We start from the raw sequence: 11,632 nt of genomic DNA on the forward strand, positions 1-11,632 counted from the left end.
CTCGACCCCGACGACACCGCCCGCTGCCCCTCCCGCTCCGCCGACCGCAGCCCCGGCCTGGGAATCCGCACCGACAGCAGCCCCGGCCTATCCGGCGCCCACGGCACCGGCGTACCCGCAGCCGGAGCCCACGCCTCCCGGTCGCGTCCTGTCGATCGTCGGTCTGGTCCTCGCCTTCCTGGCGGCGCCAATCGGACTCATCCTGAGCATCGTCGCCGCGGTGAAACTCGGCAAGACCGGGCAGCCGAAGGGGCTGGCCATCGCGGGCATCATCATCGGCGCGATCCTGACGATCCTCGGCATCATCGGGATCATCCTGTCCGTCACCGTCTTCGCCGCGATCTTCGGCACGTGCGCCGAGCTGGGTGCCGGCGTCTGGGAAGTCAACGGCGTCACCTACACCTGCGGGTGACCGCAGCGGCGTGACACGAAGAGGGGCCGGATGCGATGCGCATCCGGCCCCTCTTCGTGTCACGCCTACTTCTTGTAGTTCGGCGCCTCGACCACGATCTGCACGTCGTGCGGGTGCGACTCCTTGAGCCCCGCCGAGGTGATGCGCACGAACTTGCCGCGCGTCTTGAGCTCCTCGATCGTGCGCGCTCCGACGTAGAACATCGACTGACGCAGCCCGCCCACCAGCTGATAGGCGACCGCGGCGAGCGGTCCGCGGTACGGGACCTGGCCCTCGATGCCCTCGGGGATCAGCTTGTCGTCGCTCGGGACATCGGCCTGGAAGTAGCGGTCCTTCGAGTACGAGGTCTGCTTGCCGCGCGTCTGCATCGCGCCGAGCGAGCCCATGCCGCGGTACTGCTTGAACTGCTTGCCCGACTGGAAGACGATCTCGCCCGGCGACTCGTCGGTTCCGGCGAGGAGCGAGCCGAGCATCACGGCGTCGGCACCGGCGACGAGCGCCTTGGCGATGTCGCCCGAGTACTGCAGACCACCGTCGGCGATGACCGGAACGCCTGCGGGACGAGCGGCGAGCGAAGCCTCGTAGACCGCGGTCACCTGCGGCACGCCCACGCCGGCGACGACGCGGGTGGTGCAGATGGACCCGGGGCCGACGCCGACCTTGACCGCGTCGACTCCGGCATCGATGAGAGCCTGAGCGCCTTCACGGGTGGCGACGTTGCCGCCGATGACGTCGATGTGTGCGAAGGACTCGTCGGCCTTGAGCCGGCGGACGAGGTCGATGACACCCTGCGACTGCCCGTTGGCCGTGTCGACCACGAGGACGTCGACCCCGGCATCGCGCAGCGCCTCGGCACGCTCCCACGCGTCGCCGAAGAAGCCGATCGCCGCGCCGACGCGCAGACGCCCCTGGTCGTCCTTGGTGGCGAGCGGGTACTTCTCGCTCTTGTCGAAGTCCTTGATGGTGATGAGACCGGCGAGCTTGCCGTCGTCGTCGATGAGCGGCAGCTTCTCGACACGGTGCTTCGCGAACAGGGCGATGACCTCGCCTGCGGCCACGCCCACCGGAGCGGTGACGAGGTTCTCCCGCGTCATGACGTCCTTGACGAAGGTGGTCTGCCGCTCGAAGCCGGAGACGAAGCGCATGTCGCGGTTGGTGATGATGCCGACGAGCCGGCCGTCGTCGTCGACGACGGGAAGGCCGGAGATGCGGTACTTCGCGCAGAGGTTGTCGACCTCTTCGACCGTCGCATCCTGCGTCGTGGTGATGGGGTCGGTGATCATGCCGGACTCGCTGCGCTTGACGCGGTCGACGTGCGCTGCCTGGTCGGCGATGGAGAGGTTGCGGTGCAGGATGCCGATGCCGCCTTCACGCGCCATCGCGATCGCCATCCGCGACTCGGTGACCGTGTCCATGGCGCTCGAGAGGAGCGGCGTCGCGACCGAGATGCGCCGGGTGATGCGCGACGAGGTGTCGGCCTCGCTGGGGATGACATCGGTGTGCCCGGGGAGCAACAGCACGTCATCGTACGTCAGTCCGACGAAGCCGAAGGGATCGTGCTGTTCCATGGATTCTCCTTCTGCGCGAGTCGCGCATGTCCGAGTGCGAGGGGGTGGTCGACGTCGGCCGGTGCGGGGCCGCGGCCCGTATGAAGATTCTAAGCGAGACACGCCCGAGAACATTCCCGGAGCCGCGTCGTTACCGGACCGTTGGCACCGACCGTAGGTGATTCGGCGATGGCGCATTACGCTCAAGTGCGTCGTCCATCTCTGCGGACAAACCCGAGATCGCAGAGACACAGCACTCAAAGTGGAGGTTGCGTGGGACCCACAACACTCGCCGTGCAGCGAAAGCGACCCTGGGTGGTCGCCTTCCTCAGTATCCTCATGGCGCTCACAGCGTTCCTGTTCCTGCCCCCGTCAGCGGCCTCGGCCGAGACGACGGACGACGGGCAGGAGGTCACCGACTTCTACTTCGCCGGCGTCGTGACCTTCGACGACCAGCCGGTCGAAGGCGTGGTCATGACCATCGAGGGCAAGGGCTTCGACGGCGAGACCGAGACCGATGCCGACGGCAAATGGCGCCTGTACGTGCCCGAGAAGGAGAAGTACACCCTCACGGTCGATGAGTCGACGCTGCCGGACGGCGTGATCGTCGATGCGACCCAGCTCCCGGAGGGCACCCAGCCGATCGCCGGGACCACGGCCTCCTTCGAAGTCGAGTTCGGCCTCACCGGGACGAAGATCATGAACCTCTTCCTCGGCGAGGGGCAACGGGTCACCGTCTCCTTCGTCGACCAGCTGCTCTCACGCCTCGTCGGCGGACTGAACTTCGGACTCCTGCTGGCTCTCGCCTCGATGGGCGCTGCCCTCATCTACGGCACCACGCGCCTCTCCAACTTCGCGCACGCCGAGATGGTCACGTGGGGCGGCCTCGTCGCCCTCGTCACGACCACGTTCTGGCACCTTCCTCTCTGGCTCGGCATCGTCGCGGCCGTCATCGGCGGCGGCCTGTTCGGCTGGGCGCTGGATGCCGGGATCTGGCGTCCGCTCCGCCGGCGCGGTCTCGGTGTCGTCCAGCTGATGATCGTCAGCATCGGGCTCTCGCTCGCGCTGCGATACGCGTTCCAGTTCATGATCGGCGGAGGGACCTATCAGCTCCCCGGTGCCAGCCCCACCCCGATCCAGTTCGGGCCGATCTCCCTGTCCTACATCGACATGATCGCGATGGGTGTGAGCATCGTCGTGATCCTGGCCGTGGCCTTCTTCCTGACGCGCACCCGCATCGGCAAGGCCACCCGCGCGATCTCCGACAACCCGCAGCTCGCTGCCGCGTCCGGGATCGACGTCGACCGTGTGATCCGTTACGTCTGGATCCTCGCGGGAACGCTCGCCGCCATCTCCGGCATCCTGTGGGCGTACTTCCGCCCCGGTGTGAAGTGGGACATGGGGATGCAGATGCTCCTGCTGATCTTCGCCGCGATCACCCTCGGCGGCCTCGGCACGGCGTTCGGCGCTCTGGTCGGATCGCTCATCGTCGGCATGGCTGTCGAGGTGTCGACGCTGTGGATCCCGTCCGACCTCAAGTATGCGAGTGCTCTCGTGATCCTCATCCTCATCCTCCTCGTGAGACCTCAAGGGCTGCTCGGACGCAGGGAAAGGTTGGGCTGATCGCCATGGACTTCGGAAGCATCTTCTCGAACACGGCCGTCTACCTGTTCAGCCCGGTCACCATCGCCTACGCGCTCGCGGCGACCGGCCTCGCCGTGCACTTCGGATACGCCGGACTGCTCAACTTCGGCATGGCGGCGTTCATGGCGATCGGCGGCTACGGCTACGCCATCTCGGTGCTCAGCTTCGGCCTGCCGTGGTGGATCGGCATGCTGATCGGCCTGGTCGGCGGCGCCCTCTTCGCCGTGCTCCTGGGCATACCGACGCTGCGGCTCCGCGCCGACTATCTCGCGATCGCCACGATCGCCGCGGGCGAGATCGTCCGTCTCCTCTTCACCACGCAGGTGTTCGACGAATGGACCAACAGCGCCGACGGCCTCGCCCAGTACAACGGCGGATTCCGCGACGCGAACCCCATCCCGCCGGGGACCTACGGGTTCGGACCCTGGACGTACAGCGCGAACGACCTCTGGAACCGCGTGTTCGGCGTGATCGTCCTGGTCGTCGCCATCCTGCTGGTGTGGGCGCTGATGCGCAGCCCGTGGGGCCGCGTGCTCAAGGGCATCCGCGAAGACGAGGACGCGGTGCGCTCGCTGGGCAAGAACGTCTTCGCCTACAAGATGCAGGCGCTCGTCGTGGGTGGTGTGATCGGCGCCGCGGGTGGGATCGTCTTCGTCCTCCCCTCCGCGGTCGTCCCCGGCAGCTACTCGACGTCGCTGACGTTCTTCCTGTGGACGATCCTCCTCCTGGGAGGCGCGGCCACGGTGTTCGGACCCACGCTCGGTGCGGTGCTCTTCTGGGTGGTGTTCGCCTTCATGGCCAACCTGCTCCCGTCGATGGCGAAGGCCGGGCTGCTGCCGATGACCGACAGCCAGGCGTCGACCCTCGTCTTCGTCTTCGTCGGCATCGCCCTGATGCTGCTCGTGATCTTCCGCCCGCAGGGCATCCTCGGAGACAAGAGGGAGATGACCTTTGTCAAATGAACTGACCCCGGAACAGGTCCCCGGCTCGGCGGACGCCGCGGTGACCGCGGCTCCCTCCACGGGGAGCATCCGACGCCCGAAGACCACCGGCCTGACCAAGGGTGAGGTGAAGCCCGGAGTCGCGAAGGTCGATCCGATCCTCGTCGTCGACGCCGTCCAGCGTCGCTTCGGAGGCCTGACCGCCGTCGACGTCGATCACCTCGAAGTCCCCCGAGGAGCCATCACCGCGCTGATCGGCCCGAACGGAGCAGGCAAGACGACGCTCTTCAACCTGCTCTGCGGATTCGACAAGCCCAACAGCGGCACGTGGTCGTTCGACGGCACGAGCCTCTCCGGGGTGCCGTCGTTCAAGGTGGCCAGGATGGGCCAGGTACGCACGTTCCAGCTCACCAAGTCGCTCTCGCTGCTCACGGTGCTCGAGAACATGAAGCTGGGCGCTCCGCATCAGCGCGGTGAGGGATTCTGGTCCAGCCTGTTCCCCTTCCTGTGGAGGGCACAGGACGACGAGATCGAGGCCAAGGCGCGCGAACTGCTGACGCGCTTCAAGCTCGACGCGAAGGAGAAGGACTTCGCCGCGGCCCTCTCGGGCGGCCAGCGCAAGCTCCTCGAGATGGCCAGGGCGCTGATGAGCGACCCGACGCTGGTGATGCTCGACGAGCCCATGGCCGGCGTCAACCCCGCGCTCACGCAGTCGCTCCTCGACCACATCCTCGACCTGAAGGAGGAGGGCATGACCGTGCTCTTCGTCGAGCACGACATGCACATGGTGCGTCACATCGCCGACTGGGTGATCGTGATGGCCGAGGGGCGGGTCGTCGCGGAGGGCCCTCCCGACGAGGTCATGGAGAACCCGGCTGTCGTTGACGCGTACCTCGGTGCACACCAGGACGTGGACCTCGGCGCCGTCACCGGACGTATCCCGGTGCTCCCCGATGCCGCCGCCAGCAGGCTCCGCGAGGAGATCGAAGCGGAGGCGGAGGCCGAGCTCGAGGCGACCGATCCGGTTCCCGGCACCGCTACCGATACCGATACCGATACCGAGGGAAGGGGCACCGCATGAGCGGGGAAACGCCGACCGATGCAGCGACGAGCGCGGCTCAGGGCGATGTCGTCGTGAAGCTGACCGACGTCCATGCCGGCTATCTTCCCGGTGTGAACATCCTCAACGGTGCCAACCTCGTGGCGCGGCAGGGAGAGCTGATCGGGATCATCGGTCCGAACGGGGCGGGGAAGTCCACTCTCCTGAAGGCCATCTTCGGGCTCGTGAACGTGCGAAGCGGCGACATCACGGTGAAGGGTGAGAGCATCGTGGGTCTGAAGGCCGACAAGCTCGTCCGGCGCGGAGTGGCCTTCGTGCCGCAGACCAACAACGTCTTCCCCTCGCTGTCGATCGAGGAGAACCTGCAGATGGGGCTGTACCAGAACCCCAAGATCTACGACGAGCGACTCGAGTTCGTCACCGGCATCTTCGCTGAGCTGGGCAAGCGCCTCAAGCAGCGCGCCGGTTCGCTCTCCGGTGGTGAGCGGCAGATGGTCGCCATGTCCCGTGCCCTCATGATGGACCCATCGGTGCTGCTGCTCGACGAGCCGTCGGCCGGCCTCTCCCCCGTGCGACAGGACGACGCGTTCATCCGGGTCTCCGACATCAACAAGGCCGGTGTCACGACGATCATGGTGGAGCAGAATGCTCGACGCTGCCTGCAGATCTGCGACCGAGGGTACGTCCTCGATCAGGGCAAGGACGCGCACGAGGGAAGTGGCAGGGACCTGCTGAACGACCCCAAGGTCATCGGTCTCTATCTCGGCACGCTCGGCACCGACGCCGCCTGAGCGGCGAGCGAGAAGCCGCGAGCGAGAAAGCCGCCGACACCACGACGAAGGCCCCGGATCGGATCCGGGGCCTTCGTCGTGTGATCGTCTGATCAGTTGGTGCGGGTGATCATGTTGTCGGCACCGTACTTGTAGATGCCGATCGACGCACCCTGCGGGTCGCCGGCCTCATCGAACGTGACGTCACCGGAGTAGCCGTCGTAGTCGGCCGTGCCGCCGTCGTTGATGATCTTGGCGCAGTCGGCGAAGCTGGTGCACTTCTTGCCGTCACCGGAGCCGCCCGACACCTCCTGCATCTTGGCCGCGATGTCCGCGCCGTCCGTCGAGCCAGCGGCCAGGGAGGCCAGCGCCACGAGGATGACGGCGTCGTACGCCTCAGCCGCGTAGGTGAAGTCCTTGACCTCGGCGTTGCCCTCGCCCGTCCAGAAGTCCTGCAGACGCGAGGTGAAGTCGTCGGCGAGTGCGGGGCCGGCCTTGGTTCCCTGCGCGCCCTCGAGCGAGACCGGGATCTCCGAGCCGTAGTCGGACAGGTTGCCGTCGACCATGTAGAACTTGTCGGCCGAGATGCCGGCGTTCACCAGCAGCGGCGCAATGGTCTTGAACTGGTCGAACGACACGATCGCGACCGCGTCGGGGTTCTGCGCCTTGATCGTCTCGACCTGGGCGTCGAACTGCGCGTCGCCGACGTTGAACGACGCCTCGGCGACGATCTCGCCGCCGGTGCCCTCGAAGGTCTCCTTGATCGCCGCGTCGAGGCCCGTGCCGTACGCGTCGTTCTGGTAGATGATGCCGAGCGTCTTCGCGCCGTCCTCGGCGATGAGGTTGCCGAGCACCTCGCCCTGCAGCAGGTCGCTGGGGGCGGTGCGGAAGTACAGACCGTTGTCATCCCACGTGGTGAAGTCGGGCGAGGTGTTCGACGCGGAGATCTGGAGGATCCCGGCGCTGACGTTGCCGTCGAGGATGAGCTTGGAGACGCCGGATGCGGCAGCTCCGACGATGGCGGAGACGCCGGCGCCCTGCAGCTTGGTGATCGAGGTCTCGTAGGCCTTGGTGTCGGTGTCGCCCTCGTCTTCGGCCGTCAGGTCGATCGTGATGCCGGCAGCCGCGTCGTTGACCTCCTGGACGGCCAGCCCGACGCCCGACTCCATGGGCGGGCCGAGGAACGCCAGCGAGCCGGTCTGCGGAAGCAGCGAGCCGAGCTTGAGCGTCAGATCGGCTGCGGGCTTGTCACTGCCGCCGCTCTCCCCGCTCGGAGTGCTGCTGCAACCAGCGATGACGATGGCGGATGCACTGACCAGTGCGATCCCGGCGAAGACCTTCGCGGTTCGCGAGCCCTTCAATGCGTTCATGATGCTCCCTTGCGTAACTGAACGTGGAATGTGACCACAATCGGGTGCTCTAACACTAGGGCGTGAGTATCGCGCGCAGGGGGTGCAAGTGTCTCGGTGCGTTAACGATCCGGGACCGGGTTCCCTGACCCGTGGTCCTCGGGATCAGGCGGCTTCGACCCGTGGAATCCTGCGCCCTCGTCGCGCGGCGAGCAGGAGGTCGACCACGAAGACGCCGATCGCAATCCACACGATGATGAAGCCGGCCCAGCGCTCGGCCGGCATCGGCTCGTGCAGCACCAGGACCCCGATGAGGAACTGCATGACGGGGGTGATGAACTGGATCATGCCGATCACCGTGAGGTTGATGCGTCGGGTTCCCGCGGCGAAGAGCAGCAGCGGAACCGCCGTGGCGACACCGGCGAAGGCCAGCAGCAACGCGTGCGCCCACCCGTTCGCGCCCATCGTGATGCCCGACGTGAGCGCGACGATGATCAGCTGCGCCACCGCGATGGGGATCAGCCAGAACGACTCCAGAGTCAGGCCGCTGATCGCATCGACCGCAGGGCCGATCTTCTTCTTGATGAGCCCGTACACGCCGAAGGACGCGGTCAGCGACAGCGCGATCCACGGGAACTGCCGGTAGGCGACGACGATCACGATGACGGCGATAGCCGCGATGGCGATGGCTGCCCACTGCAATCGGCGGATGCGCTCCTTCAGCACGAAGACACCCAGCAGCACCGTCGTGATCGGGTTGATGAAGTACCCCAGGCTCGTCTCGACGACGTTGCCGCTGAGCGTTCCGATCAGGAACACCTGCCAGTTCACATAGATCAGCAGGCCCGCCAGCGCGGTCAACCCCAGCAGCTTCGGCTGGCGGATGATGACGCCGAAGGCCACCCAACCGCGCGTGACGGTGAGCAGCAGGACGCAGAAGACGAAGGAGAGCAGCACCCGCCAGGCCACGACCTCCCACGGACCCGTCGGAACGAGGAGGAGGAAGTAGAGGGGAAGCACGCCCCAGAGGAGGTACGCCCCTCCGGCGTAGGCGACTCCGGCGGTCTGCGTGGCGCGGGTCGTCTCTGGGGTCACCGCACAACCCTATGCCCGCGGCGAGGATACGGACCGCGACGGCTGAGCCTCCCGGCGGAGTTTGGCAGGAAAGGGATGCCCGCTGGCGGACGCAGAAGGGGGCCCGGATGCGAGACGCATCCGGGCCCCCTTCGAGGACCTCACCCTGCCCCTCATGAGAGGCGGGGAACAGGTTCAGCAGATCAGCGGACGACGACCGCCAGGACGTCGCGAGCCGACAGGACGAGGAACTCGTCTGCGCCGAACTTCACCTCGGTGCCGCCGTACTTGCTGTAGAGCACGCGGTCGCCGACGGCGACGTCGAGCGGAACACGGTTGCCGTTGTCGTCGATGCGGCCGGGGCCGACCGCCACGACCTCGCCCTCCTGGGGCTTCTCCTTGGCGGTGTCGGGGATGACCAGGCCACTCGCGGTGGTCTGCTCGGCCTCGACCTGCTTGATGACGATGCGGTCCTCGAGCGGCTTGATGGAAACCGACACGGTCTACCTCTTCTTTCTTGACGCTGACACGAAAGACTTGTTCGCACTCTCAACCCGAGAGTGCTAATCCAGTCTAGGCGCTCGGCTGGCACTCACGCAATGCGAGTGCCAGTGAGCGACGCGGTTCGACTCGAGGCGCGGCCGATTAGGCTGAGACCGTGGAGATGTCCGAGCTGCGCGCCCTGCTCACCCCCGAAGGTCTCGAGCTTCTCGACACGACCGGTCCCATCGAGTCGACCACCGAGGTCGCGCGAGCGGTGTCGCGGCTGCGTGCGGCCGGCCACTCCCCCGACCTCGTGTCCGCCGTCGTCGGGCAGGCGCACCTGCGGTCGAGGGCAGCGACGAAGTTCGGCCCCTTCGCCGCCCGCATGCTCTTCACCAGGGCCGGCCTCGAGCAGGCGACGCGGCTCGGTGTCGCGGCACGGCACGCCCAGCGCATCCGTCAGTCGGGCTTCACCCGTGTAGCCGACCTCGGCTGCGGTATCGGCGGCGATGCGCTCGCCTTCGCCGGAGCCGGACTCCAAGTGCACGCCGTCGACGCCGACGAGGTCACCTCCGCCATCGCGGCATACAACCTGGCGCCGTTCGGCGACGACGCCGCGGTGCGGCACGAGACGGCGGAGGAAGCCCTCTCCAGACTGGACGACGGGGACGCGGTCTGGATGGACCCGGCCAGACGCACCTCCGGGCACAGCGAGACCAGGCGTGTCTCCGCCGACGACTACTCCCCCTCCCTGGACTGGGCGTTCGATGTGGCCGCACGTCGCCCGACCGGCATCAAGCTCGGACCGGCCCACGACCGCGACGCACTGCCCGCCGATGCCGAGGCGCAGTGGGTGAGCGCCGACGGCAGCGTGGTCGAACTCGTCGTGTGGAGCGGATCCCTCGCCCGAGAAGGAGTGCGCCGCGCGGCACTGGTGATCCGCGGCGAGCGCTCGCACGAGCTCATTGCTGCGGCCGACACCGCCGATGAGCCCGTGCGCGAGCTCGGCGCCTTCCTGCACGAGCCGGACGGGGCGGTGATCCGCGCGCGGCTGATCGGAGAGGTCGCCCGCAGTCTCGACGCCGGCATGCTCGACGAACACATCGCCTATCTGACATCCGACGCAGCCCTGACCAGTCCGTTCGTGCAGTCCTTCCGCGTCAGGGAGACGCTTCCGGCGAGCCCCAAGGCGATCAACGCCGCGCTCAAGGCGAACGATGTCGGACGCCTGGAGATCAAGAAACGCGGAGTGGATGTCGATCCCGCCGCCTTCCGGAAGAAGCTCACGCTGCGCGGAGACCAGGAGGCGACGCTGATCCTCGTCCGTATCGGCGACCAGCGCCGCGCGATCCTCGCCGACCGGGTGCCCGCGGCGAGCTGACGTCCGCTCAGCCGTCCGGATCGCGGCCCGGCGGTTCGACCACGATGGGGTCACCGGGTGGGGCCTCGACCCGGACGATCTCGCCCGGGCCTCCCCTCCCCGGCGATGCCTCGGTGATGACGAGGTAGGGCGTCTGCCACCTCGTGAACCTCGCCGCGAGAGTCGAGGTGCCGATGAGCGCACCGTCTCCGCCGTCGACGCGGTCGATCCGCGTTTCGAGACCGGACTCGACGGCGGCGGTGGAGGCGGCGCAGGTCATCGCATCGACCGCATCGACGATGAGGCACTTCTCGACGGTGCCCAGATCCGACACGCGGTCCCCGGTCCACACCGGCAAGGTGCGGAAGGAACCGACGATCTCGAGGGACGAGACGAACCCCTCGCCGGCCAGCTCCTCCGCGCGTGACCGCTCCGCACCCGCGAACTGCGACGGTGAAGAAGACGTCATCGGCCAGCGTTCCAGGGTGACGATCGGCTCCCCCGTCGTCGAGAGGAGCATCGAGGCGCTCACCGCCTCCACTCCGCGAGGGGTGTCACCGCTGTCCTCCATGGGGACCGGGATCGTCGCGCTCAGGCCGCGCCCGATGCTGTCGACCGGGAGGCAGGTCGATTGCGACTGCGCGCCGACGTCGAGGATCAGGCACCGGATGCCGGCCTCCTGACGGGTCGCGTACCAGGCCAGCGCATCCCCCTCTCGCGCGAGGGGCACGACCGAGCCGGGATCGAAGTCGGCTGCGGCGAGCGCGTCACGGCGGTCCTGCTGCACCGCCGTCAGCGTGACCTCCGGCGATGGCGGCGCGAACACCGCCCAGCCGATGCCCACTCCGGCCGCCAGCAGCAGGACGGAGACGACGGGCACCAGCACGGGGAGCCGACGCAGCGTCCGGGCGAGGATCTCCCGCCGGCGCGGCACGTCGCTATCGGGGGGCGGCTCGGTCCCTTGACCGACGACCGGCGCTGCCGCTGAGGCG

General features: G+C 67.7%; 10 protein-coding genes and 1 pseudogene. 6 read left to right on the forward strand and 5 right to left on the reverse strand.

All coding sequences use genetic code 11. The features are described from left to right. Positions 1 to 412 (forward strand): annotated as a pseudogene (locus tag FFS56_RS20010) (hypothetical protein); the annotation flags it as partial. A gap of 65 nt (positions 413 to 477) precedes the next feature. On the opposite strand, the gene guaB reads toward FFS56_RS20010, so the two are convergent. Next, positions 478 to 1,980: an IMP dehydrogenase gene (guaB, locus tag FFS56_RS20015; RefSeq protein WP_137772184.1), complete on the reverse strand. Its 1,503-nt coding sequence runs from the start codon at positions 1,978 to 1,980 to the stop codon at positions 478 to 480. 294 nt (positions 1,981 to 2,274) lie between these two features. Between guaB and FFS56_RS20020 the strand changes: the two genes are divergently transcribed. The 4 genes from FFS56_RS20020 (at position 2,275) to FFS56_RS20035 (ending at position 6,395) form a co-directional block, all read left to right on the forward strand. Further along, positions 2,275 to 3,582: a branched-chain amino acid ABC transporter permease gene (locus FFS56_RS20020; RefSeq protein WP_082108587.1), complete on the forward strand. Its 1,308-nt coding sequence runs from the start codon at positions 2,275 to 2,277 to the stop codon at positions 3,580 to 3,582. 5 nt (positions 3,583 to 3,587) lie between these two features. Further along, positions 3,588 to 4,565 carry a branched-chain amino acid ABC transporter permease gene (locus tag FFS56_RS20025; RefSeq protein ID WP_046747418.1) on the forward strand — a complete coding sequence of 326 codons (978 nt, stop codon included), beginning with the start codon at positions 3,588 to 3,590 and terminating at the stop codon, positions 4,563 to 4,565. A 67-nt stretch (positions 4,566 to 4,632) separates the two neighbouring features. Next, on the forward strand, positions 4,633 to 5,625 hold the full coding sequence (locus FFS56_RS20030; RefSeq protein WP_046747449.1) for an ABC transporter ATP-binding protein: 993 nt from the start codon (positions 4,633 to 4,635) through the stop codon (positions 5,623 to 5,625). Beyond that, positions 5,622 to 6,395: an ABC transporter ATP-binding protein gene (locus FFS56_RS20035; RefSeq protein ID WP_127011884.1), complete on the forward strand. Its 774-nt coding sequence runs from the start codon at positions 5,622 to 5,624 to the stop codon at positions 6,393 to 6,395. Before FFS56_RS20030 ends, FFS56_RS20035 begins: the two co-directional genes overlap by 4 nt. Positions 6,396 to 6,487: 92 nt before the next feature. Here FFS56_RS20035 and FFS56_RS20040 read toward each other — a convergent pair whose 3' ends face one another. The 3 genes from FFS56_RS20040 to groES form a co-directional block, all read right to left on the reverse strand. Further along, a complete protein-coding gene (locus tag FFS56_RS20040) occupies positions 6,488 to 7,744 on the reverse strand; it encodes an ABC transporter substrate-binding protein (protein WP_127011883.1) in 1,257 nt (418 codons plus the stop codon). Between the two features lie 144 nt (positions 7,745 to 7,888). Continuing rightward, a complete protein-coding gene (rarD, locus tag FFS56_RS20045; RefSeq protein ID WP_058631858.1) occupies positions 7,889 to 8,818 on the reverse strand; it encodes an EamA family transporter RarD in 930 nt (309 codons plus the stop codon). 182 nt (positions 8,819 to 9,000) lie between these two features. Next, a complete protein-coding gene (gene groES, locus FFS56_RS20050; RefSeq protein ID WP_017203655.1) occupies positions 9,001 to 9,297 on the reverse strand; it encodes a co-chaperone GroES in 297 nt (98 codons plus the stop codon). Positions 9,298 to 9,455: 158 nt separating this feature from the next. Between groES and FFS56_RS20055 the strand changes: the two genes are divergently transcribed. After that, on the forward strand, positions 9,456 to 10,661 hold the full coding sequence (locus FFS56_RS20055) for a class I SAM-dependent methyltransferase (RefSeq protein ID WP_127011882.1): 1,206 nt from the start codon (positions 9,456 to 9,458) through the stop codon (positions 10,659 to 10,661). Between the two features lie 7 nt (positions 10,662 to 10,668). Here the strand turns inward: FFS56_RS20055 and FFS56_RS20060 are convergent. Next, on the reverse strand, positions 10,669 to 11,632 hold a 964-nt coding region (locus tag FFS56_RS20060; RefSeq protein WP_212742688.1), incomplete at its 5' end, for a hypothetical protein.

Origin of the sequence: Microbacterium sp. Beta, assembly GCF_005502545.1 — a bacterium.
Taxonomy (GTDB): domain Bacteria; phylum Actinomycetota; class Actinomycetes; order Actinomycetales; family Microbacteriaceae; genus Microbacterium; species Microbacterium oxydans.